We start from the raw sequence: 23,125 nt of genomic DNA on the forward strand, positions 1-23,125 counted from the left end.
CGTGTGCTTGTGCTCGGCGGCACGGGTGAGGGACGCGAAGTCGCTGCCCGCTTGGCAGATTCGTCCGAACTCGACGTGGTGACGTCGCTGGCGGGACGTGTGCGCGACCCTCGGTGGCCTGAGGGTGAAGTTCGGGTAGGCGGATTCGGGGGAGCGGAAGGGCTCGCGGAATGGCTGCACGAGAACAGCATTCAGGCTGTGCTCGACGTCACGCATCCTTTTGCTGCTCGTATCACCGCCAACGCGCACCGGGCCGCTGCGGCCTGTTCGGTTCCGTTTGCGATCTGCCGACGTCCACCGTGGCGACAATGTGATGGTGACACATGGCTTCCCGCACGCGATCTCGATCATGCAGCCGAATTGGTACCGACATTGGGCAGGCGCCCGTTCCTGACGATCGGCCGGCAAGGTGTGTCGGCGTTTGCCGGAGTTCACGGCGTAGATTTTCTGATTCGATCCATCGATCCGCCGAGTGGTGAGATGCCGGAGTCGTCGACGTTGATCTTGGCGCGGGGGCCGTTCAAGGTGGAATCAGAGGTCGCGCTGATGCAGCGCCATGACATCGACGTCGTGGTGACCAAAAGCAGCGGCGGCGATCAGACGTACGCCAAAATCGCTGCTGCCCGACAGTTGAAACTCCCCGTCGTGATGGTGGCGCGCCCACCGGTGCCGACAGGTGCGCGCACCTACGAATCACCGGCTATGGCCGCGCAGTGGCTCGAATCCGTCCGAGGGTCAGAGCACGGATGACAACACCATCTGGTCGGTTTCAGGTTCGTCTAAGGTTCGCGGCACATACTGGAACCATGTGGGGATCGGGCAACAAACACCGAGGTCGGACATGAGGGTGTCCGTTCCCGCTCTCGGCCGTCGCCAGCATCCGACGATCCATGTCCGAACTCTCCACGCCCGAGTGAAACTTCTCACGGCAGGCTTGGTCGCGATCGCTGTGATCGCCTCTGCGACTTCGGTGTACGTCGTGTTCAATGCGTATCTGCAAGGCAATGTCGATCGGCAGTTGGAACGCACGGCTGAGGCTATCGTCGATACCGTCAATTTCGGCGGGGTCACACCGGTTTTGGGGTTGACAGCGGGAGCCGACACCGCAGTGATTCAGGCTGTCGGATTGGTGACAACAGACGGGGCGTTGGTGACCGCCACTCCCGGCCTGCCGCCGTTCAGCACCAGCAGCGACGCAATCAAATCCATCGCTAACAGCGCGTCTGGTCCGACGATTGCGACGCTGGACGCCTATCGGGTGCTGGTCAGTCCGTCGGTCGCAGGTCAGACGTTGATCGTCGCACAGTCCTTGGGTCCGACGCGTTCGGTGTTGAAACGGCTGGCGGTTGTGTTGGCGGCGTTGGGTGCGGCGGGTATTGCACTCGCCTACGCAGCGGGAGATGCTGTGGCGCGCACCGGGTTGCGGCCGATTTCTCGATTGACCGCGGCAACACAACGCGTCGCGGCTACCGATGATCTGACACCGATACCAGTCACCGGGGACGACGAGTTGGCTTCGCTGACTGTGAGTTTCAATCGAATGCTCGGAACGTTGTCGGAGTCCCGGACTCGTCAACGCGGGTTGATCACCGAGGCTGGTCAGGACTTGTTGGCTCCGTTGACTGCACTGCGGACCAACATCGAATTGTTGATGTCGATGGACTCGGCGTCAGGCTCTGTATCGGAAATGGAGGTAGGTATTCTGCGAGACGAAATTTCCAACCAGATGATGGAACTGACGGTGCTGGTCGGAGAACTGGTCGATCGCGCACGGGTCGACGAAAGCGCTTCAGGGAGAATTGATTCTCCACTGTAACGAGGCTCTCACCAGCGGATTATCGGTTTACGAAATATCTTCCAACAATCCAACGCTGATAAGCTGGGGGAGTTGCGAAGATTCTGGGTATAGCCGAAAAGTAGGTGCAAACCGAAAGGGTTTGCGGGGTGGGGCCTCGAGAATGTGAAAGGGGTTTCAGTGGTCAAGCAAGCACGCGCCGAGTTGACTCGGCAGCAGATTGTCGCCGGTGCGGCAGCACAATTCGAGAAGACTGGTTACGGCAGCACAAGTATGAGCGACATCGTCGCGGGTGCCGATACCACGAAGGGTGCGTTGTACTTCCACTTCGCGTCGAAAGACGAATTAGCGCAGTATGTAATCGCTGAGCAGCATCGGATGTCGATCGAATCTGTTCAGGCGATTTCGGCTACCTCGTCGTCTCCGCTCGAACAATTGGTGATGCTCACACACGAGATGGCTCGACAGATAGTCGAGGAGCCAATTGTCCGCGCCGGTATTCGATTGACGTTGGAACTGAGCACGTTCGAAGGCCCGGTTGAGCCGTATGCGGATTGGATCGCGGCGTGTACCGCTCTGGTACAGCGAGCCAAGGACGCAGGTCAGATCAAGGGTTCAGTAGACACCGGTGCGCTGGGACGTTTCCTTCCGGCGGCCTTTACCGGAGTTCAACTGGTATCCAACGTCATTGCTCGGCGTGCGGACCTCACGGAGCGTGTCGACGAGATGTGGAAATTGATTCTGCCCGGTGTAGTTTCCGAGACCCTCTCCGGGGATGTCGACACTTTGGTCAAGAGTCGTTGGGTACCTGTGGCGGCATAGCCGTGTCACACTGCCCTGATGACCGAAGAGCCGTTGACTTATGCCGAAGTGGGTTCTACCAGCGGTGAATTGCCGGCCGGCTATCACCACGTTCGCGAGAGCGCGGTAGTCGGGTTGGGCCGCGAAGATTTCTCGACTGCCGCGGGCACCGTCATGACCTGGGGGATGCACCGCGGCGCAGGACTGCGGGTGCGGTCCGCAGCGCAGATGGCGGTTGCCGGGCAGGACGCGAAGTTCGGATTCGGTCCGGTGTCGATTCCGGTGCGCGTCGTCTACGTCGTGGACGAGCCCAACCGCCGGGGATTTGCATACGGAACCCGCCGCGGCCACCCGGAATGCGGGGAAGAGTCATTCATCGTCATATTCGACGAGGTCAGCAAGCAGGTTCGCCTCGAAATCGCCGCATTCTCCAAACCTGGGACCTGGTGGGTGCGGCTCGGCGCCCCAATTGGTCGATTGGTGCAGAAGTGGGTGACGCGGCGCTATATACGCGCTGTGATCGTGAAGGATTTCACTCGCTGAGCGAGTGAAATCCTTCACGATCAGCTAGGGATAGCGGCGCGGCGTGAACACTTGCCGACCGGATCCGGTATCGACGACCTTTGTCATCGACGAGCCGACTATCAACAATGTCCGCATATCGATTTCCGACGGTTCCAATTCCCCGAGTGTGACAATCCGAACCGATTCCTCGGCGCCGGCTACATCGCGGCCGATGATCACGGGCGTTTCGGGGGAGCGGTGTTCGAGCACCAGGTCCTTCATTGCCTGGACCTGCCACGTACGCGACTTCGACGCCGGGTTGTAGACGGCAAACGCCATGTCGGCTGCCGCGACAGCCGAAATACGACGCGCCACGACATCCCAGGGCTTCAGGCGATCAGAGAGTGACAGCACGGCGTAGTCGTGTCCCAAGGGCGCTCCGACGCGACTGGCGACTGCATTGGCTGCCGTCATTCCCGGAAGAATCCGGACGGGGACGTTGCACCATTGTTCTTCGGCGGCAACTTCGAGAACTGCTGCAGCCATCGCGAATACACCGGGGTCACCGGACGAGACCACAGCGACCCGGGCGCCGTTCTTGGCGAGGTCTAGGGCCATGGCCGCACGTTCCGCTTCGACACGGTTGTCGCTGGAATGGCGACGCTGCCCTGGCCGTGTCGGGACACGATCGACGTACGGACCGTATCCGACAAGATCGGTTGCGAGTGAAAGTTCATGGGCCACTTCAGGTGTGGTCCACGCGGTGTCGCCGGGTCCGAGGCCGACCACGACAACCTCACCGCGCGTATCCTCTTGCGCTGCAGGGTTGTTCGATGGACTCGGCACGATCGCGATCGAGAAGTACGGCACACCGCCGGGGTCGACATCGCCCGCAGCTTCGACGCGTTGACGCGTTGTACTGGCCCGCTCGACATAGTGGGCTTCTGCGAGTCGGCCGGAGTCTTCGAGTGATCGCAGGACCGGTGGGAAGGTGCGGCCCAGCTTGAGGATCGCGGCCGAGTCGGTCTCCTTGAGTCGCCTGGTCAGCTCTGCCTGCGGGAGGGTTCCGGGAAGAATGGTGAGGATTTCATCGCCCTCGACCAGCGGCTTCCCGAGAGCAGCCGATGCGGCGCTCACCGACGTGACACCGGGTATGACCTCGGCCTCGAAACGATCGGCGAGGCGTTTGTGCATGTGCATGTACGAGCTGTAGAACAGGGGATCGCCGGCAGCGAGTAGCGCCACGGTGCGTCCGGCTGCTAGGTGCACGGCCAACCTTTCTGCGGCGGCTTCGTAAAATTCGTCCATCGCACCCTGGTATCCACCGGGATGATCGATGGTTTCGGTGGTAACGGGGTAAACGAGGTGTTCCTCGATCTGGCCCTCGCGCATGTACGGCGCCGCCACCGCGCGCGAAATGCTCTTGCCGTGCCGCGCGGAGTGGAAGGCGATGACATCGGCCTCACCGATAACGCGGGCGGCCTTGACGGTCACCAATTCGGGATCGCCGGGTCCGATGCCGACGCCCCACAACTTGCCTTCGCTCATTCTACTTCGCTCGCAATCGCATTGACGACGGCCGCGGTGATGGCGCTGCCACCGCGTCGGCCTCGGAGTACCAAATGTTCTATGCCGCTGGGATGTTCGATCAGTGCTTCCTTCGATTCGGCTGAGCCGATGAATCCCACGGGCCCGCCGACGATAGCAGCCGGCCGGGGCCCGCCCGCTTCGATCAGATTCAATAGATGGAACAGTGCTGTCGGTGCATTGCCGATCGCTACGACGGCACCTTCGAGCTTGGGTCCCCACAGTTCCAGCGCGGCGGCAGAGCGGGTGTTTTCGATGTTGGCTGCCAGTACGGGAACTCGCGGATCTCGAAGTGTGCAGATTACTTCGTTGTCCGCGGGGAGGCGCGTACGGGTGATTCCGGCGGCGACCATGTTCGCGTCGCAGAAGATCGGCGCACCATTTCGCAGTGCGGTCCGGGCGGCAGTGATGACGCCCGGCGAGAACGCGATGTCGTCAACCAGATCAACTTGTCCGCTCGCATGAATCATGCGCACGACAGCTTGCGAGACATCCGCCGGGAAACGGCTCAGGTCGGCCTCGGCCCGAATGGTGGCAAAGGACTGGCGATAAATTTCCGCACCGTCACGGATGTACTCGATCATGTGGCACACGATAGAGGCATCACCGAACTGTCGGATTAACCCGGTAACCATCACCCGTTGCGATCACATCAGCTACGTCCCCGCGGGGACGTCCGCAGGAACGGTCACAGCCGGCCCAGTGTTGACGGCCTTCGATCGGCAGTTTCTCCTGCTCGACGGCGGTGATTGCGTCGGATCGAACGTCGGCGAGCGACTTTTCGCAACCGGGGCTTCCGGTGCAGGCAGTGACGTCGAGCCACGGTGAGTTCTCGTCGAAGATCAAGCCCATGGGGGCGAGCACGCGCACCACCTGCTCGGCTGCGCCTTCGTCGAGGTCGAAGATCAGAACCGAACGCCACGGGGTCACGACCACGGGCTTTTCGATGGCGGCGAGGAACTCGGCGAGCCGTGCGTCGAGGAGTCCGAACTGCAGTCCGCCGCCCAAAGCCACGGTTCCGTCGCGCTGTTCGAGCCAACCGATCGCAGGACCGGCGTCGGGCGAAAGGTCGATTGCACCGGCGAATTCGGCGCCGAGGCCCAGGTGGTCGATGGTTCGGGCGACGCCGTCGGGTACCTCGGCGAGACGCCAGTGCTTGTCCCGCACTGCGAGGAAGGCGTGGGCCGCGTCGAGTAGGAGCGAGATGGCGTCGTCCTCGTGGACGCGGTGGCTGGTGCGATGGCCGGCGAGAACCAACGAGTGCTCGGTTTCGCTGTACGCGTGGAGACCGAAATCGCCGTGCAAGCCGCTGATGTCGCCGCGGCCGTCGTCGAGCGTGAACAGGGTTCGACCAGGTAGATCAGCCAATGCCTGATCGGATTGAACCGCGGAATCGAGTTGCGTCACCAGGTCACGGATATCCGCTACGCCGCCAATTCGCCCCGAGAGCGGGGAGGCCAGAATGTTGCGGACACGCTCGTGCGTCGCCGACGGCAGCAGCCCGGCAGACGCGATCTGCTCGGCAAAAGCGTTGGGGTCCTTGACCGCTCGCAGCTGGATATTTCCACGCGACGTGAGTTCCAGCTGGCCGTTCCCCAACGTGCGGGCGGCGTCGGCGAGGGTCTGCAATTGTGGCGGCGTCAGCACTCCGCCGGGCAGGCGCACGCGGGCCAATGCGCCGTCGGCGGCTTGGTGAACCTGCAGTGCACCGGGGCACGCATCTGGCTGTGAACGGTCCTTCGGCATGGTTCCAGGGTACGGCTGTCACGTCCGCGGACTCTTGACCGGTAGCATCGTCCGGCATACGTGACAGTAGTTGAGGAAACCGGTGAGAAACCGGTGCGGTCGCGCCACTGTGAGTGAATCGAGCGGATTTGTTTCCGTTTGTAAACACGAGTCAGACCCTCAACTGTCGTCGATGACCGATCTTGGCCACGGGGCGCGAAACCCCAGGAAGGTTTCACCCGTGATTCTTCTGCTTTCGACGTCCGACACCGATTTGCTGAGCGCTCGCGCCGGCCAGGATGTCGGCCGAGAGGTATCGCCGAACCCGTGGCGCGGCGACGACGTCTCCTACCGCTGGGCCAACCCGTCCAGGCTCCTGGTCTCGGAAGACCTGCCGCGACTGCTCGAGGGCGTCGATCTGGTTGTCGTTCGTATCCTCGGCAGCCGTCGCACTTGGGAAGCCGGCTTGGACATGGTCCTGGCGAGTGGTCTGCCCGTGGTGGTTCTGGGCGGTGAACACGCGCCCGATGCCGATCTCATGGAGTGCTCGACCGTCTCCGCGGGTGTCGCTGCAGAAGCGCACAACTACCTGGCCGAGGGCGGCGCGCACAACCTGGCGAACCTGCATCACTTCCTCTCGGACACAGTCCTGCTCACCGGTCACGGCTTCGACCCGCCGACTCGACTTCCGTCGTGGGGCATCGCCGGTTTTGCCCCCGAAATTACCGAAAACAACGGCCCCGTCATCGCGGTTCTCTACTACCGCGCACAGCACCTGGCCGGAAATACCCGCTACATCCAGGCATTATGTGATGCAATCGCCGGCGCCGGTGGAACTGCCCTCCCGATCTACTGCGCATCGCTGCGCACGGCGGAAGCCGAACTTCTCACCACGCTTCGACGCGCCGACGCCATGGTCGTGACGGTTCTGGCTGCCGGCGGAACCAAGCCGGCAACTGCGTCGGCCGGTGGAGACGACGAAGCCTGGGACGTCGCTGCACTTGCTGCGTTGGATGTCCCGATCCTGCAGGGACTCTGCCTGACCAGTAGCCGCGCAACCTGGGAAGAGAACAGCGACGGGCTAACCCCGCTCGATGTCGCGACGCAGGTCGCCGTTCCCGAATTCGACGGCCGCATCATCACGGTGCCGTTCTCGTTCAAGGAAATTGACGCCGACGGTCTCTCCACGTACGCACCTGATCCGGAGCGAGCAGCCCGCGTCGCCGGCATCGCGGTCCGTCACGGCAAGTTGCGCCACATCCCGGCAACTGAGCGTCGTATCGCGGTGATGCTCTCGGCGTACCCGACCAAGCATGCCCGCATCGGCAATGCTGTCGGCCTGGACACCCCGGCCAGTGCCATCGATCTGCTCACCGAAATGCGCTCCGCTGGTTACGATCTCGGACCCGTCGACGGACCCGATGCAGTACCCGGTTTGGCGGCAAAGGACGGTGACGCCCTCATCCACGCTCTGATCGCCGCCGGCGGTCAGGATCCCGACTGGCTTACCGCCGAGCAGCTTGAAGGCAACCCGATCCGCATCTCGGCATCGCGGTACCGCGAATGGTTCGCGACCCTGCCGGAGGACCTGCGCAGCGGAGTCGAAGAGCACTGGGGCGACGCTCCCGGTGAGCTCTATGTTGATCGATCGCAGGACGCCGAGGGCGAAATCGTCATCGCCGCACTGCGATTCAACAACATCGTTCTGATGGTCCAGCCGCCCCGGGGATTCGGCGAGAGGCCCGTCGCGATCTACCACGATCCAGATCTGCCCCCGAGTCACCATTACCTTGCTGCGTACCGTTGGATTGCCGCTGCGCCCGAGGCCGGTGGATTCGGAGCCGACGCCGTCGTCCACCTCGGTAAGCACGGCAACCTCGAATGGCTGCCCGGCAAGACGCTGGGCATGTCCGCGAACTGCGGGACCGATGCCGCGCTCGGTGACCTGCCACTGATCTACCCGTTCCTGGTCAACGACCCGGGAGAGGGAACGCAGGCCAAGCGTCGCGCGCACGCAACGTTGGTGGATCACTTGATCCCGCCGATGGCGCGCGCCGAAAGCTACGGCGACATCTCCCGTCTCGAACAACTTCTCGACGAGCACTCCAACATCTCCGCTCTCGACCCGTCCAAGCTACCGGCCATCCGCCAGCAGATCTGGACGCTCATGCGCGCCGCCAAAATGGACCATGACCTGGGACTTGCCGAGCGGCCCGAAGAAGACGTGTTCGACGACATGCTCCTGCATGTCGACGGGTGGCTGTGCGAGATCAAGGACGTCCAGATCCGCGACGGCCTGCACATTCTCGGCCGCGCACCGCAGGGCGACGCTGAAATCGAACTCGTTCTCGCGATGCTGCGTGCCCGCCAGATGTGGGGCGGTGAACAAACGGTTCCCGGTCTCCGTGAGGCGCTGGGCCTGAGCGAGGACGGCGACGAATCGCGCAATCGGGTCGACGACATCGAAGCGCAGGCACACGCTTTGGTTCGCGCGATGTCCGAAGCCGAGTGGAATCCTTCTGCTGCAGAGGAACTCAGCGAAGACCCGACAGTTGTGAAGATCTTGCAGTTCGCGGCCACCGAGGTGGTTCCGCGTCTGCGTCAGACCGACAACGAGATCAAGCAGGTTTTGCACGCGCTCAACGGAGGTTTCATCGCGGCCGGACCCAGCGGATCGCCGCTGCGCGGACTGATCAACGTGTTACCCACAGGCCGCAACTTCTATTCGGTTGACCCCAAGGCCGTTCCGTCTCGCTTGGCGTGGGAGACCGGTCAGGCGATGGCAGAATCCCTCGCGGCGCGGTACCTGGCCGATCACGGCGAGTACCCGCGCTCGGTCGGCTTGTCGGTGTGGGGGACCGCCGCGATGCGTACCTCCGGGGACGACATCGCCGAGGTCTTTGCACTGCTCGGTGTCCGTCCGGTGTGGGACGAAGCCAGTAGGCGCGTCGTCAGCCTCGAGGTCATCGATCTCGAAGAACTCGGCCGCCCGCGTATCGACGTCACTGTCCGCATCTCGGGCTTCTTCCGCGACGCGTTCCCGCACGTCCTGGCACTTCTCGACGACGCCGTGCAGTTGGTTGCCGCACTCGACGAGACCGATGAGCAGAACTACGTTCGCGCCCACGCGCAGGCAGATCTGGCCGAACACGGGGACGCCAGGCGTGCGACCACTCGTATTTTCGGATCCAAGCCGGGGACGTACGGCGCCGGTCTGCTCCAGTTGATCGACTCGAAGACCTGGCGCGGCGACGACGACCTCGCCGAGGTGTACACCAACTGGGGAGGCTTCGCCTACGGACGTGGCCTCGACGGCATCCCTGCTGCCGACGACATGCGCAGCGCCTACCGTCGAATCAACGTGGCGGCCAAGAACACTGACACCCGTGAACACGATATCGCCGACTCCGACGACTATTTCCAGTACCACGGCGGCATGGTTGCCACCGTGCGGGCACTGACCGGCAAGTCTCCCGAGGCATATATCGGTGACAGCACCCGGCCGGAATCGGTTCGCACGCGCACTCTTTCGGAAGAAACGGCACGTGTGTTCCGGGCTCGCGTCGTCAATCCGCGGTGGCTCGACGCCATGCGCCGCCACGGCTACAAGGGTGCCTTCGAGATGGCGGCTACCGTCGATTACCTCTTCGGCTACGACGCCACCACCAACGTTGTCGCGGACTGGATGTACGAGAAGCTCGCCGAGACTTATGTTCTGGACGAGCAGAACCAGAAGTTCATGACGGCATCCAACCCGTGGGCATTGCACGGCATCGCCGAGCGTCTACTCGAAGCCGCCGAGCGCAAGATGTGGGAGCACCCCGAGCAGAAGACGCTCGACGGCCTGCGGCAGGTGTATTTGGAGACGGAAGGCGAACTCGAAGGCGAGTAACCCCAGCCTCCCGACGTGTGCCGGTAGGTGTGCGCATAATGTCTCAATGGCTGTTTGCACGCGATTTCGTCGGGACGGTGTCCGGTGCACCAACGAGACCACCAATTACGACGGTTGGTGCCGCGCGAGTGAATGTCACGGGTTCGCGCGTTCGGAACACTCGAAAGCTCCGGTGTCAGTCGGTTCACCGCGCGGGACGTCCAAGCACATCCGGATGTCGCAAGATACGCCTATTGGGGACATCACGATCGAGGATGTTGCGGACGTCCGCGTCTCACTGCGCGCCGTGGACAGCTTCCGGTACCACCACGGTGGGGATCTGAAGGCTGCAGAGATTCAGTTGCGCAGCATGCTCGAAGATTTTCTGCTCAAATCTGCCCGGTTCTTATCGGGTGGTGGATACCTGCAGATGTCCCGAGATGGCTATGCACTGGTCCTTTCGCCTGACCGGGGAACCATCACCGGCTATTCGACTGTGCACCGTGAACGCACCTGGGAACAGGTAAAGAGCGGCGTCAAATCCCGTTTCAAGAACCGCGGGGAATCGACTGCTCCTCGGCCCGAGGCGGGGCCGCCGGTGTCGACGGCAGATTTTGCCGACAACTTCGATACCGCTTCCGTGCACCTCACCGCGCGGGTGCGTCAGTCCTACGCCCCGATCTGCGGGATACCGCGGACGTCGCATGCCGAGCTCGAGGCCGCAATTCGCGAAGCGATCGGTGAGTGGAAATCCGGGACCGTCGCGCATCTCGACGACGGACCCTTCGAATTCGAGATCGACGGCCGATACTGGCTCGTCTCACCCGATTGCCGCGTCTTGATCGGGGCCAGGGACCACTCATTCAGGAGGCAGTAACTTATCGCTTCGATCTGATGATCTCCGCAATGTTGCGCTCGGCCAATGCAGTGATGGTCAGTGACGGATTGACCGTGCCGGTGCTGCCTGGAATCGCTGCACCGTCCATGACGTACAGACCGTCGTACCCCTTGACCCGGCCGTACCCGTCGGTGGCCTTGCCCAATACCGCGCCCCCGAGTGGATGAGCGGTGAACGAGGAGTTGACGTCCTGAGCCAGCGGCAGCGCGCCCGGCAGAGTTGTGCCGGCAAACGACATTTTGTTCTGCACTGCGCGTAACGCTTCGACGGTTGCGGCGCTGCCGTTCTTGGGCCAATTCAGAACGACGCGGTTGAACCGGGCGTCGTAGGTGAAATCTGCTCGCTGCGAATCGAGGGTCATACCAAGGCTGCCGAGTAGGCCAATGTTGATGGGAACTCCTGGTAAATGCCAGTTTTCGAGTGAGAGCGGCATCCCGGTTTCGTCGACGATACGCGAAGCCGACGGTGCGGCCTGGGCATTGCCGTCGCTGAATCCGAAGGAACGCACCATGGCGCCGTCGCCGTTGGTGCCCCAACCCTTGCCGATGTGTTCGTTGAGGTTCGGCAATGCACCGGTAGCTTGGGCGCGCACCAATAATTCGGAGGTTCCGATCGATCCGGCTCCGAGAAACAGGCGATCACAGGTGATGGTGCGACGGCTGAGAACCATCCCGGTGGGATCGCTTGATTCGACCTCGACGATGTATCGTCCGTCCCGTTCACGCCCGATGCTCAGCGCCTGATGGCCGAAACAGACCGTGGTTTTTCCGGTTGCCTCGGCGGCCGGAATGTAATTCTGGTTGAGGTCGAACTTGGCGCCGTTGGAGTTACCCATGTTCGTCTCGCCGGCAGAGGCCGACGGTCGAGTTCCGCCGCTGACTTCGGATCGGACAACATCCCAGTTCCAGATTCCGTCAATGCGCTGCGGGTCGAATCCGGCGCGACGGGCATCCTGATCCCAGCGACGTGAATGCCCGAAATTAGCGGACTGATACAAATCTTCGGGTAGGGGACTGAGGCGAAGCATCTGCCGGACCTTGGGATACCAGGTGGATGCCATCTCGTCGTAGCTCAATGAGTTACCGAAGACAGCGTCGAAGAATCTCCGCTCCGGCGCAATCATCACACCGGTGAAGATGACGGAACCGCCGCCGACGGCAGCCCCACGCCAGACCGAGATGTTCTCGTAGTCGGTGGCGTCGAGAACTCCACTGAAGTAATCGCAGATCACTGGCAGGCCGGTGAGGTTGGTGAACGACGTCCGGCGGAACACACCACGGCCGTCAGCGAGCAGGTCGGAAGTGTGGATTTCGCGAAACGGATCCCGTGGCCAGCGCAGACCGCGCTCCAAGATCGTGACAGCTGTGCCGTTCTGCGCGAGGCGTAGTGCCGTCGCGCTGGCACCGAATCCGGAACCGATGACGATGGCTTCCGAATGAGCTGGCGCCGGAGGAGACGGAACGAATAATTCTGGAACAAGGTTGCGGTAGTGGTCGCTGCCCATGGGCAGCGCATGCCGCGGCGATGGTGCTGCGTGCCCGACCGGGGTGGTTGTGAGAGTTGTCGTAGCGGCAACCGCCGCGCCAACTCCTGCTGCCTTCAAGAAATTTCGACGCTGCATGATGAAAAATCGACTCCAGAAGCCTCGTAAATACAGTTAACGACAGAATAGCTCGAGGTTGGTTTTTTCTCATGCACCGAGACTGGGAAAAGGCGCCCGAAATCGGCATTTATCGGACAAATGGTCAATTATCAGACCGGAGATGCGGTCGCTGGGGGTTATCTGAAGTTTCTAGTTGCCTGTTTGTTGGTGCACACACCTATCCTCGAGGGGTGAACCCAGACTTCAAACGAGTAACCGAATCCAAATACGTCTTGCTGACCACCTTCCGCAAAGACGGCACACCCGTCGCAACACCGTTGTGGGCTGCGGCCGACGGTGAGCAGCTGTTGATGTGGACGGTCACCGATTCGTACAAAGTGAAGCGGATTAAACGAAATCCGTCAGTGACGATTGCCGCGTGTGATGCTCGTGGCAATCCCAAAGGTGAGCCCGTAGCCGCAAAGGCGGAGATTCTGGATGGACCCGGAACGGATCACGCGCGCGATGCGATCGCCCGTCGGTACGGCATCATCGGCTGGATCACCATGAAGGGCAGCCTCCTTCGTCGCGGCAAGACCGGCACCATCGGGCTGGCGATTACTGCTGCGTGACCTCAGTTTCCGGTGGTCAAGACCATGCGGAAGCGGGCCTTGCCGGTGAGCATCTTTTCGAAAGCGGCCCCGGCATCGTCTAGTGGCACCTCCTCGGTCCAGGCACGGACCCCGGTTTGGGCGGCAAAACGCATAGTTTCCTCGATGTCGAGTGCGGTCCCGGACGCGTGACCGTAAATCTTCTTGGTGTTGTTGATGAACTGCAATCCGCTGAGCTGCAATATGTCTGGTGTTGCTCCGACGATGATGAGTTCGCCCCGTCGTCCCAGCCCGTCGAAGGTGGCGGTCATCGCCTCACCGTTGGTGACCGTCGCCAGGATGACCTTCGCGCCGCCGAGGGATTGCAATGCTTGTGCGACGTTGTCGTTGGTGCTGTCGATGTAGCGATCGGCTCCCAATTGGTTTGCCAATGAGGATTTTTCGGCGCCGCGGGCAATCGCGACGGTGACAAAGCCCATTTGGGCAGCGAATTGCACGCCTAGGTGGCCCAGCCCTCCGAGCCCCAGAATCGCGACAACGTCGCCGACTCGTGCGGCACTTCGACGTAGGGCGTTGAACACGGTTACTCCGGCGCAGGCGAGGGGCGCTGCATCGACTGCGGAAAGCTCATCCGGTATGGCTGCCAGTGCAATCGCGGGTACAACAACGGAATCCGCGAACCCTCCAGGGTAGGCGACACCCGGAATCTGCAACTTGGCGCAGTTGACGCCGTCGCCGTCACGACAGGCGTCGCAATACCCGCAGCTACCGCCGTACCAGCCGACCGCAACCCGTTGGCCGAGCGTCCAACCGTCGACTCCGTCTCCGATCGATTCGATCCGACCGGCGATCTCATGGCCGGTGGTAAGCGGAAACGTTGTGCCGGGAAGTTGTCCGCCCGTGATCATCGCATCGGAATGGCATACGCCGCAGGCCTCGACGGTGACGCGTACGTGGCCTGGTCCGGGCCGCGGGGTGGTGACCTGCGTCCGAGCGAATGTGCCACCAGGTTCGGCGGTTTGCATTGCTCGGGTATTCGAGAGTGTCATGGCGTGTCCCTTCGTTGAAAGGCTGATGGTCGTCCTCATTCCAGACTCGTCCATCGACCGGTAGTAGTCACGGATAATCTCGACGCGGGGTTTCGGCGGTGTTCGGTCTGCTGGAACAGCTTCTCGAATAGCAAACTTCGTGCGGCGGACAAATGGAGTACGCCCGGAGATTGCGCTGCCGACTGTGGACCGCTGCTACGGCGGGAATTGCTGATCGTCCGCAGGGTTTCAATAGACCTCGCGAATTGTGAGATGAACCGAACCCTTGTTTCGGCGGCGGTTTTCGGACCTAAGCGCAAGCGAATCTGCAAGATCCAGTTATCTTTAAGTGATTGTAGTGAACGTTAATAGACCGGGACATCGGAATGATGGATTATGGGGGAGCGATCTAGCCGCATGCTCGGAGAATGTCATGAATACGAGTAGAAATTGCCTATCAACCGGCGGTCAAATTATATCCGTGATACGGCATCGTCATGTTCTAGAATGCGGCCGAGTCGCGGAGTGGTTAATCGAGCCGAAGAGAGCTTCCCGGCGGCGATGCGTTCGACGGCGTCGAGGTCGAACAACAGTTCTGTGTAGTAGTTGCTGGTTGAATGCCGTTGTCAGCATCGGCATCGGGGAAGCTGGTGAGCAATACAGCAGGTCGCTTTCTCGCTAATCGACAGTTTCTTGACGAGGGATCAGTCTTACCTGATTGCCCGTTAGTGGAGTTTCATTGATAATCGCGTTTTTCGAATCAAACGCAGGGTTGTCTTCTACGCTCTGCTCACCACAACACCAATTCGACTGTGATTCCGAACCATGATGGGAAATCGACATGTCCAGCACCAAATTAGCTGTTCGGCGCTCATTGACAAATATCCAGGATGACTACGACAAGGGCAACAAGACCGAACTCGAAAATCTAATGCGAGCCTGGAAGGGGATACAGGAACTGCCGCCGGAGGATCTTCGATCGTTCTTCATGATCGGCGGCTATCACGGCGAACCATTCCGAGGTCCTGGCGAGACCTCTGACACGTGGTGGGGTGGCTACTGCCAGCATGGCACCGTGCTGTTTCCGAGTTGGCACCGCGCGTACTTGATGCAACTGGAAAGGGCGTTGCAGACCATTCCTGGCTGCAGTGACGTAACACTGCCCTTCTGGGACGAATGCAGTGCACTGTCCGCGGACAAGGGTATTCCTCGTGCTCTGACCGACGAGACGTTCATGCTTGACGGTAAGAGGATTCCCAACCCGCTGCGCTCGTTCGAGTTGCCGGTGGCCATCGTTGATCAGGTAGCGCAAGACGCCATCGTCTACAGCAAGCCTGCGGGCTACGAGACCGTGCGCTACCCACTGTCAGGATTGGTAGGAACTGAGAATGACGCTCTAGCAACAAAAGCGCACAACGCACAGTTTCCGAGCTACACCGCAAACGTCGGTTACCTGAACGACAACGTGACCACGTGGCTCAACGGAAAGATCAGGATCGGCGGCAAGTGGCAAGGTGAGGTGTCCACCAAGTTCTCCCAATGCCTCGATGCGCCGAACTACACATTGTTCTCCAACACCACGTCAGCCGGTGCGTGGAACAAGAATCACAGCACGAGTGTGGTCCCGTTGGAAAGTCCGCACAATTACATGCACCTCGCTGTCGGCGGCTTCGATTATCCCGGGCAGGGAGATGCTTCGGCGATTCCTGGCGCCAACGGAGACATGGGGGAGAACGATACGGCCGGTCTCGACCCCATCTTCTTCTTTCATCACTGCTTCATCGACTACACATTCTGGACGTGGCAGCGTCGGCATGGCGCAACGGACAGTTTCACCATCGATTCCACGGATACCGGCACGAAGTACACAAAAGACAATCCGCCGCCGGCCGGTGCCGATCCGGACGAGCGACTGTCGATGACGACCGAACTCAAGCCGTTCAAGAATGCCGACGGCAAAACATACGTAACAACCGCCGACTGCATCAATATCGAATCCCAACTCGGTTATACCTACGGTCCGGGCTCGCTCGAAACGTATGCACAGCAGACTTCGGATGCGCTCACGGCTGAACTTGCGGACGTGCCGGACGGACACACCGTGCGGGTGGCTGGAATCAATCGGGCGGATATCCGAGGCTCGTTCCTGATCTCGGCCTACGCCACAGTCGACGGGGAGCGTGAATACCTCGGCACCGAACCGATTTTGAGTCGCTGGCATGTCGAGGGCTGCATGAACTGCCAGACGCATCTCGAAGCTCAGGCGTCGTTCAGGCTGCCCGCTGAGACCGCGACAAAACTTGGTGCGGCACCGGGGGGTGTCACATCCGGTGTGGAGGTCGAAGTATTGACTCGTGAGGGCCTCCTAGGTGGACGGGCATTCCGCACCGGCGCTGGTGGTTTGACTGCCGGCGCCTCAGCGGACGACGCCCCGTTCACTATCGAGATTCGCTGAATCTACGCGCAGTCCAGACCTCGATGTAGTGGCAGGAGTAGACACGTGGCAAGCACAACCACGGCCGGATGGCGGCCCGCATTACCCGCGAATCCTGTTGTCGCAGTTTATGCGGGGAAAGTGTCCGCTGTCTTGGCTGTGGTTTGCTTTGCTGCTCACGTGCCCCTGCTGACGGCGCACCTCACACAGATGCCAGGCAGAAGCATGCTGATGGCAACTGCTTCCCTGGCGTGCATTCCGTGCGTCCAACATCTGTGGGGTGCGCCGACCATTCGAGTGTGGGCCACTGCTGGGGGACTCGCAGGTTTCATGCTGCTGGTGCATCTGACGATCATCCAAAGTATGAGCGCGATGACCTCTGACCGCACTGCGATGGGGGCGACCTCCGGTGGACACCACATTGCCAGCCGTCTCGCGGATCCGGCAACGATTCACCAGTCGGGCAGCGAGATACTCACGTACCTAGCGACTGGCCTAGCTCTCGGTCAAGCCGGCCTTGCCGCCGTAGTTGTCGCGATTTCCGTGAAACGGCGCGACAGAAAACAGGGTGTGATCCACTCGAACCGGAGATAACGGGCATGCGTGGACAGAAAACACCTCCGGAGTTGTGGCTGCGAGTAATCGCGCGACGTTGCTCGGGAGGTGTTTGCGGTGGGCAGATCTCAGCTCATTCAGCTACCGAAAAGACTGAGCGATCCCAGCGATCCGGTCGACGAAGCGTCAGTGCCGACAGTGACGGTGAAGGTGCCCGAACCGATCGACGGAGAACCAGCCCGGACGCTATGGACGGTGCAGGTCACCGTCGTCGTACCGACTGGAAATGCACTGGTCGTATTCAGTGGGACAGCGACGTTCTGCGGTCGGGTACATCCGTCCAACGTCACGCCCGTCGCTCCCGCCGGTGCGGGAATCGTGACGGAAGCGCCATCGGCCGACGATGCAGCCGATCGGATGTTTGCCGGCACAATGCTGGTGCCGGTCAGCTTCGATTTCGTCAGGTTCGTCCCGGTCAGGTCCGTCCAGGTCAGATCGGCGCCGGACAAGTTTGCGTCGGCAAGGTTCGCGCCGGTCAAGTTCGCGCCGGTCAAGTTCGCGTACCTCAGATTCGCGTCGCTGAGGTTCGCATTGATCAATTCCGCGTTGGTCAGGTTCGCGCTGCCCAGGTCCGCGCCGCGCAGGGTTGCGTCGGACAGTTCTGCTCCAGCTAGTTTTGCGCCGGTCAGGTCCGCACCGGACAGGACAGCACCGGTCAGGTTCTTACCGGCAAGGTTAGCTCCGGAGCAATCGGAGACTTCGTTTTCAGATCCGTTCCAGACCGGGTTCGGTTCGTAGTGCGTGCACGCAGCGCGGAGGGCGTCGGCGGCACTAGCGGCCGCGATTCCCGTTCCTGCTGTCAAGATCGCGGCTGCAGCGAGAGCGGCGCCACCGCACGCGGCAGCGACCCGGGTACGGCGGTCGTGATCGAGTGTTGTCATGTGATCTGTGTGCCCTTTCAGAACTGATCTCCGCACGGGTGCGGTGCGGCCACGAAGAGTAACCGCGGCCTACGAACATAACGAACATTCACCCGATATGGGCTCGATTTAGCCATAGTGGGTATTTGAGGACCCGAATACGCCCCGGAACGAAAGCTGTTGCTACACGCTCGAACCAACTGTCGGTTCCGAATTGCGTACCGCGACTGGACTGGCTCTCGTCGTAATTTCCGTGAAACGGCGCGACAGACAATCGGGTGTGATCCACTCGAATCGGAAATGACGGGCGTTGCCCGTTTTCAGCAAATATCGGAAATGGAGAAGCGATGCAGAAGTTGCGGTACAACGCCCCGAAGACGGGGGCAAGGGGCCGGTTGGCTCTGACCGCACTGACGGCTGTGCTGATGACCGCTTCTGCCAGCACCGCATCGGCGCTGCCCACTTGGGGGCCACTTGCCCCGGCGAACCCGTTCCTCGGACCCCTGGGAACCTCGACGATGCACGGAGACGCAGGTTCCTCGGACGCCACCCCACTCGCAGGCCCGGGCTCCGGTGCACTGTCAGTCGATCCGGTTCCCTTGGCTGCTGCATGCCCGACGTTGCTCGAAGGCTCCGACGGCCTGGTTCTGGCGTTGTGCACCAGCATTCTCGGACAGGTTCCGACCGTGCACCTGATCGACACTTCGGCAATGGGTACGGGCTCATTGGGTTCGTTGGGAGGATCTTCGTCGCCCGCGGCTTCGGTGGCGCAGCTTGAACTCCCGAAAGGCAGCCTGCTCGGCGGCGTCTACGCGTACTTGGACAACGCGGACCGACTTGTTGCAGTCGACGGAAACCGCCAACTTGTGCGTGTCCAGCATGAGCAGACAACAAACGGCAGTTGGCGACTGTTCGTCGACCAGTCCGTCGACCTGAGTGGTTCAATTCCCGACGGCGACAACGTCACCGGTCTTGCACCGGACTGGCAAGGCAATGTGTGGTTCGCGACGGGCGCCGGTCGCGTCGGACGCGTCGACGTGGGAGGAGTCACCCGCACACTGGCGTTGCCTGTGGGCGAGGAAGTGCAGAACAGTATTTCTACTTCCGTCGCCGGTACCGCAGTCGCAACTACTCACGCGTTGTATCAACTCAGTGCTGACACGGACGGCACGCCGAAGATCGACTGGCGTGCGGCGTACGACCGTGGCAGTGCTCGTAAGCCGGGTCAGCTCAGTTGGGGAACCGGTTCGACGCCAACCTACTTCGGCCCCAACGGATCTGACTACCTGACCATTGTCGACAGTGCCGACACTCAGGTGAGTCTCCTGGTCTACCGCGCATCGACCGGTGAAACTGTCTGCAGCCAAACAGTTCTCACCACCGGAGGCCCGGGCAGTGAGAACTCGCCGATCGGCATCGGTAACTCGGTTTTCGTTGCCAGTACCTACGGCTACCCGTACCCGACTGTGCCCGCGGGCGCCGGACCGGCTGTACCCGCCAGCGCACCGTTTGTCGGCGGAATGACCCGAGTTGATGTCGACGTCGACGGTGAAGGCTGTCACACGGTCTGGAACAACGATGCTCGCAGCTCTGCGGTGCCGCACCTGTCGACAGCCGACGGAAATTTGTACACCGTTGTCCGTCAAGGACTTCCGTCTTCGTCTGACAAAACCTCGCCGCTCGATGAATTTGCGTTCGCAGTGATCGATCCGAACACGGGAAATACTCTGGCGATGCGTGATCTGCCCGGGACGATGATCAACGACACCTTGCAGATGTCAGCGCTCATCGACTCGTCGGGTGACTACCTGCAGGGAACGATCAGTGGTGTGATCCGAGTTAGCGGCCAGTAGAGCCGGCAGGTGATCGCCCCGACAACTCTCAGCGTGCGGGGGGATGTGCTGGATCGAGTGTTACCGTGACGGTTACCCGGCCGCGGGCGTCACGGTGACTGACCGCATGTCCGGTGCGATCTACTCCATTCAGGGTGGCTGTTAACGGTGCGCCTTCGTTCCGAAAGTTGCGCCACCAGTTCTTCTTGTCGGGCAGAGCAACTCTGATGAGGAGTTTGTTTCCTGATTGAGTGAAGGACACAGGAAGGCTGAACGTCTTACCGGACTTGCGTCCGGTGTACGTGAGCACGACCATCGACCTTCCGGCGAACTTCCCCAGGACGGGGATCCGCGTCGAGGCCAACACAAGCTTGTTCACCGCGGCGGCGACCTTCTGAAACGTGTTCATGCTTCGATCCTTCCATTTTCGGCCAGCTCAATCAGCTCACCGGTTGTCACGGCAGGGAACTGCACAGCGGGTCAGAGTTGGTGTTTCCTGTCAGCGGACCACCAGGTCGTGGTCGGTGGCGCTGAGCGTGATCGCCGCGATGTGCCTGCCGCGCATCCAGTCTCGGACAAACGCGTCCAGCGCGGGATTCGATACCCGGGCCGCATACGCGTCCGCCGGGATCTCGATCGCCCCGACGAGGTGGCGCGGGTTGGCATCGAGGCCGGGTGCGCGGGGTGTCATCCGGAGTCCGTCGGCGGTGTGCAGGACGACCGGAATGGCGGTGCCATCCGGTGCGGTTACGGTCGCGGTCCGAGTGGTGGCAACCGGATCGAAGTGGTCCACGTCCAGTCGGTAGCCGGACGGCTGCGCGTGCTGGCCGATAGCGTCCAACATGCGCGGATCCACCACCGTGTACGGAAATCCGATGTCGATCAGTGTCTGACCGTCGATGGCGCCGTCGCGGGCAGGCAGGGTCGTGGAAAGGTTCCAGGGAGCGGCGGGAGCCAAGGTATCGGTCGAGCGGTCCGTCGGCGAGTTCTCGATCGGCGTACCGAGGAAGGCCGCGCCGGTCGGCGTGAACTCCCACATGCCGCCCACCATATCTTTGTGCCAGAAACCGGATTCGCCGCCGCTACGGCCCTCCACACGCAATTCGCGCCGATTCGGACCGGGCCCGAGGGAGTGCACGCTGATCGCGGACGTGATCTCTCCGGGAATCTTGGGTTGGTGCACCCACTCCGGCGCCGGCAGTTGAATCGCGGCGGTGCTGCGATCGAGCGTCTCGACGACGAGATTGGGTGCGGTTGGCTTGGCTGACTGGTCGTCCCAGCTGTAGCGGAAGAAGATCGAGTCCGATCCTGACGAGTCGAAATCGAATGTGCGGGTGTACATGTCGCCATACGTGTTCATCACGAAAGTGGTCGATCCGGCCCCCGACAATGATTCGGCCTGGAACCGTCCGCCGAGCGGCCCGCCGATCTCGTAGCTGTCGTCGTTGGGCAGCCACGGGTCCGCGTAGGTGATGCGGCTGCCGTCCCCGGTCAACGCGGGGAGCATCGTCATCTTGCCGTATCCGACGTAGTGGATTCGGCCTGCGATGTCGGTGAACGTCTGGTTGTCCCAGGGTGAGGACACACTCAACGCCCACCCGTTCGGCCGGTCCCCGGGTAGTTGCCGACCGGGACCGGCCCACAGGGGTGCGCCCCACGCGGAGGTCCAGTTCCACAGAAGCGGGTCCTGGGATGCGTTGTCCATCGTGTAAATCCAGCCGTTGTCGTCAACCGCGACGAGTTCGTCGTCGTCCAGCGATATCCCGACTAGTCGGCTGCGCAGGCACTCGGGCGTCGGCACGTAACGCCAGGGCTCCGCCGTGGGCGCACGGGCTTCCCTCGGCCGGGTGAGCAGGTCGTGGCCGACGAGTGCGAACTCCCAGAACCGATTGAACTGAGTGGTCGGCGTGCGAACCTCGACGGATGTCGGGGCGTCCGGGCCGATGAACGCCGGCAGGTGGGCTAGCCCGACTCGGCCACCGCCGGAGGGTGCCCCAGGTGGAAGTTGGGCGGTCCCGAACGGTACGCAGCCCGCTGGTCCGGCCTCCGTGGGTGTGGCTGCGGCGAGGGGCATGGGTAACAGCAGGCTTGCTGCAAGGAGGATGCCAACGCGCAGCAATCGCGGTCGGTGAGGTTGCGAATTTCCACGGTTGGTGTCGTTCACTGTCCGAGTGTCGCACGATTCGACACCTTGAACACATTGATCCCGTGGACGGTGCATCCGTGTCGGTCGCGGCGTTGGCGCTTCGGCGCGGATTCAGAATCCCCGAACCGATTGTGGTCCTTTGTCATTGGACACTCAATTGGTTGCCAACTCGCGTCCTTGAATGGCTGACACCACAAGATCGCTCTTAGGTAAACTCACCCCGGACTGCATGGCGTCGACCCATTCTGCTGTCGTGGCGACTGCAGCAAAGTTCGAGTGAAGAAGAACCATGAGGGTCCTGTGCAGTGATTCGGCCGATACCTGCCCTGCCTCGTTCGCCAAGTGGATCGACCCGGTGGCGTCGGCGAGAATCTCAGCGGAAAACCCCAGGGCGTCGGACTCTGCGGCGGTGGCAAGGTCGCAGTTATTGGTCATGTAGCCGACGATCGTGATGGTGTCGACGTTTCTCTCACGCAACCATTCGGCGACACCGGTCCCGGCGAACACGCTTGCGTACTGCTTTTGTACCTGCATCCACGCCGGATCGACGAGTTCCTCGAGTTCGGGGTGGAGTGACCAACCGGCCGTACCTTCGGCGAAGATCGGGGCGCCTTCGGGCGTCCTGTGCGAAACGATTACGACTGGGACTTCTTTCGCAACAGCAACTTTGACCGTGCTGAGGATGTTGGCCAGAGACTCGTCGCGCGGCGGGTACTGGATCTGTAGAGGTCCGTCGAAATACTCCTGCTGGACGTCGACGACGATGAGGGCACGGCGGGGTGTAGCCACAGTTGATCACTCCTGGAAGGTAGAGCGGGTTCAGTTGCGCGTCGGCG

The 23,125-nt window shown here is 61.6% G+C and carries 19 protein-coding genes; 10 read left to right on the top strand and 9 right to left on the bottom strand.

Going from position 1 to position 23,125, the window contains the following annotated elements:
• Nucleotides 1-3: 3 nt before the first annotated feature.
• The 4 genes from QM600_RS00245 (at nucleotide 4) to QM600_RS00260 (ending at nucleotide 3,139) form a co-directional block, all read left to right on the top strand.
• Nucleotides 4-750 (top strand): cobalt-precorrin-6A reductase, encoded by a 747-nt coding sequence (locus tag QM600_RS00245; RefSeq protein WP_283259479.1) that lies wholly within the window; start codon nucleotides 4-6, stop codon nucleotides 748-750.
• Nucleotides 751-841: 91 nt separating this feature from the next.
• The gene (locus QM600_RS00250) at nucleotides 842-1,816 is read left to right on the top strand and encodes a HAMP domain-containing protein (protein WP_283259480.1); all 975 of its coding nucleotides are present in this window, start codon (nucleotides 842-844) and stop codon (nucleotides 1,814-1,816) included.
• 159 nt (nucleotides 1,817-1,975) lie between these two features.
• Nucleotides 1,976-2,617 carry a ScbR family autoregulator-binding transcription factor gene (locus QM600_RS00255; RefSeq protein ID WP_283259481.1) on the top strand — a complete coding sequence of 214 codons (642 nt, stop codon included), beginning with the start codon at nucleotides 1,976-1,978 and terminating at the stop codon, nucleotides 2,615-2,617.
• 18 nt (nucleotides 2,618-2,635) lie between these two features.
• Nucleotides 2,636-3,139: a DUF1990 domain-containing protein gene (locus QM600_RS00260; RefSeq protein ID WP_283259482.1), complete on the top strand. Its 504-nt coding sequence runs from the start codon at nucleotides 2,636-2,638 to the stop codon at nucleotides 3,137-3,139.
• Between the two features lie 24 nt (nucleotides 3,140-3,163).
• On the opposite strand, the gene cobJ is transcribed toward QM600_RS00260, so the two are convergent.
• Genes cobJ through cobG form a run of 3 tightly spaced genes read right to left on the bottom strand, consistent with a single transcriptional unit; the run spans nucleotide 3,164 to nucleotide 6,433 of the window.
• Entirely contained in the window at nucleotides 3,164-4,648 is a 1,485-nt protein-coding gene (gene cobJ / locus QM600_RS00265) for a precorrin-3B C(17)-methyltransferase (RefSeq protein WP_283259483.1), read from the bottom strand.
• Complete coding sequence (locus QM600_RS00270; RefSeq protein ID WP_283259484.1) at nucleotides 4,645-5,271, bottom strand: precorrin-8X methylmutase; 627 nt, start codon at nucleotides 5,269-5,271, stop codon at nucleotides 4,645-4,647. Before QM600_RS00270 ends, cobJ begins: the two co-directional genes overlap by 4 nt.
• A gap of 19 nt (nucleotides 5,272-5,290) precedes the next feature.
• The gene (cobG, locus tag QM600_RS00275) at nucleotides 5,291-6,433 is read right to left on the bottom strand and encodes a precorrin-3B synthase (protein WP_283259485.1); all 1,143 of its coding nucleotides are present in this window, start codon (nucleotides 6,431-6,433) and stop codon (nucleotides 5,291-5,293) included.
• A gap of 220 nt (nucleotides 6,434-6,653) precedes the next feature.
• Here cobG and cobN point away from each other — a divergent pair, with 220 nt between their 5' ends.
• Complete coding sequence (gene cobN, locus QM600_RS00280) at nucleotides 6,654-10,304, top strand: cobaltochelatase subunit CobN (RefSeq protein WP_283259486.1); 3,651 nt, start codon at nucleotides 6,654-6,656, stop codon at nucleotides 10,302-10,304.
• Between the two features lie 214 nt (nucleotides 10,305-10,518).
• Nucleotides 10,519-11,160, top strand: a complete 642-nt coding sequence (locus QM600_RS00285) for a hypothetical protein (RefSeq protein WP_283259487.1) — start codon at nucleotides 10,519-10,521, stop codon at nucleotides 11,158-11,160.
• A gap of 1 nt (nucleotide 11,161) precedes the next feature.
• Here QM600_RS00285 and QM600_RS00290 read toward each other — a convergent pair whose 3' ends face one another.
• Nucleotides 11,162-12,802, bottom strand: coding sequence for a GMC oxidoreductase (locus tag QM600_RS00290; protein ID WP_283259488.1), 1,641 nt, complete (start codon nucleotides 12,800-12,802; stop codon nucleotides 11,162-11,164).
• Nucleotides 12,803-13,014: 212 nt separating this feature from the next.
• On the opposite strand from QM600_RS00290, the gene QM600_RS00295 reads away from it, so the two are divergent.
• The gene (locus QM600_RS00295; RefSeq protein ID WP_283259490.1) at nucleotides 13,015-13,395 is read left to right on the top strand and encodes a PPOX class F420-dependent oxidoreductase; all 381 of its coding nucleotides are present in this window, start codon (nucleotides 13,015-13,017) and stop codon (nucleotides 13,393-13,395) included.
• Between the two features lie 2 nt (nucleotides 13,396-13,397).
• Here QM600_RS00295 and QM600_RS00300 read toward each other — a convergent pair whose 3' ends face one another.
• On the bottom strand, nucleotides 13,398-14,423 hold the full coding sequence (locus tag QM600_RS00300) for an alcohol dehydrogenase catalytic domain-containing protein (protein WP_283259492.1): 1,026 nt from the start codon (nucleotides 14,421-14,423) through the stop codon (nucleotides 13,398-13,400).
• Between the two features lie 820 nt (nucleotides 14,424-15,243).
• On the opposite strand from QM600_RS00300, the gene QM600_RS00305 reads away from it, so the two are divergent.
• Both QM600_RS00305 and QM600_RS00310 read left to right on the top strand, forming a co-directional pair.
• Nucleotides 15,244-16,857 carry a tyrosinase family protein gene (locus QM600_RS00305; RefSeq protein WP_283259493.1) on the top strand — a complete coding sequence of 538 codons (1,614 nt, stop codon included), beginning with the start codon at nucleotides 15,244-15,246 and terminating at the stop codon, nucleotides 16,855-16,857.
• Between the two features lie 45 nt (nucleotides 16,858-16,902).
• Complete coding sequence (locus QM600_RS00310) at nucleotides 16,903-17,430, top strand: hypothetical protein (RefSeq protein WP_283259494.1); 528 nt, start codon at nucleotides 16,903-16,905, stop codon at nucleotides 17,428-17,430.
• A 98-nt stretch (nucleotides 17,431-17,528) separates the two neighbouring features.
• Here QM600_RS00310 and QM600_RS00315 read toward each other — a convergent pair whose 3' ends face one another.
• A complete protein-coding gene (locus QM600_RS00315; RefSeq protein WP_283259495.1) occupies nucleotides 17,529-18,332 on the bottom strand; it encodes a pentapeptide repeat-containing protein in 804 nt (267 codons plus the stop codon).
• 326 nt (nucleotides 18,333-18,658) lie between these two features.
• On the opposite strand from QM600_RS00315, the gene QM600_RS00320 reads away from it, so the two are divergent.
• Entirely contained in the window at nucleotides 18,659-20,164 is a 1,506-nt protein-coding gene (locus QM600_RS00320) for a hypothetical protein (protein WP_502942829.1), read from the top strand.
• 28 nt (nucleotides 20,165-20,192) lie between these two features.
• Here QM600_RS00320 and QM600_RS00325 read toward each other — a convergent pair whose 3' ends face one another.
• From QM600_RS00325 to QM600_RS00335, 3 genes are all read right to left on the bottom strand, one after another.
• Nucleotides 20,193-20,552, bottom strand: a complete 360-nt coding sequence (locus QM600_RS00325) for a hypothetical protein (protein WP_283259496.1) — start codon at nucleotides 20,550-20,552, stop codon at nucleotides 20,193-20,195.
• Between the two features lie 90 nt (nucleotides 20,553-20,642).
• Nucleotides 20,643-22,217 (bottom strand): hypothetical protein, encoded by a 1,575-nt coding sequence (locus QM600_RS00330; protein WP_283259660.1) that lies wholly within the window; start codon nucleotides 22,215-22,217, stop codon nucleotides 20,643-20,645.
• Nucleotides 22,218-22,442: 225 nt separating this feature from the next.
• A complete protein-coding gene (locus QM600_RS00335; RefSeq protein WP_283259497.1) occupies nucleotides 22,443-23,078 on the bottom strand; it encodes an isochorismatase family protein in 636 nt (211 codons plus the stop codon).
• Nucleotides 23,079-23,125: the final 47 nt, after the last annotated feature.

This window comes from Rhodococcus sp. IEGM 1379 (assembly GCF_030056815.1).
Taxonomy (GTDB): domain Bacteria; phylum Actinomycetota; class Actinomycetes; order Mycobacteriales; family Mycobacteriaceae; genus Rhodococcus_F.

Bases quoted from the DNA above. Each gene is read 5' to 3' on its own strand.
- QM600_RS00270 (WP_283259484.1), bottom strand. From the start codon at position 5,271: ATGATCGAGTACATCCGTGACGGTGCGGAAATTTATCGCCAGTCCTTT.
- QM600_RS00250 (WP_283259480.1), top strand. From the start codon at position 842: ATGAGGGTGTCCGTTCCCGCTCTCGGCCGTCGCCAGCATCCGACGATC.
- QM600_RS00285 (WP_283259487.1), top strand. From the start codon at position 10,519: ATGTCGCAAGATACGCCTATTGGGGACATCACGATCGAGGATGTTGCG.
- QM600_RS00300 (WP_283259492.1), bottom strand. From the start codon at position 14,423: ATGACACTCTCGAATACCCGAGCAATGCAAACCGCCGAACCTGGTGGC.
- QM600_RS00305 (WP_283259493.1), top strand. From the start codon at position 15,244: ATGTCCAGCACCAAATTAGCTGTTCGGCGCTCATTGACAAATATCCAG.
- QM600_RS00325 (WP_283259496.1), bottom strand. From the start codon at position 20,552: ATGAACACGTTTCAGAAGGTCGCCGCCGCGGTGAACAAGCTTGTGTTG.
- QM600_RS00320 (WP_502942829.1), top strand. From the start codon at position 18,659: ATGCAGAAGTTGCGGTACAACGCCCCGAAGACGGGGGCAAGGGGCCGG.
- cobG (WP_283259485.1), bottom strand. From the start codon at position 6,433: ATGCCGAAGGACCGTTCACAGCCAGATGCGTGCCCCGGTGCACTGCAG.
- QM600_RS00330 (WP_283259660.1), bottom strand. From the start codon at position 22,217: ATGCCCCTCGCCGCAGCCACACCCACGGAGGCCGGACCAGCGGGCTGC.
- QM600_RS00290 (WP_283259488.1), bottom strand. From the start codon at position 12,802: ATGCAGCGTCGAAATTTCTTGAAGGCAGCAGGAGTTGGCGCGGCGGTT.
- cobJ (WP_283259483.1), bottom strand. From the start codon at position 4,648: ATGAGCGAAGGCAAGTTGTGGGGCGTCGGCATCGGACCCGGCGATCCC.
- QM600_RS00315 (WP_283259495.1), bottom strand. From the start codon at position 18,332: ATGACAACACTCGATCACGACCGCCGTACCCGGGTCGCTGCCGCGTGC.
- QM600_RS00260 (WP_283259482.1), top strand. From the start codon at position 2,636: ATGACCGAAGAGCCGTTGACTTATGCCGAAGTGGGTTCTACCAGCGGT.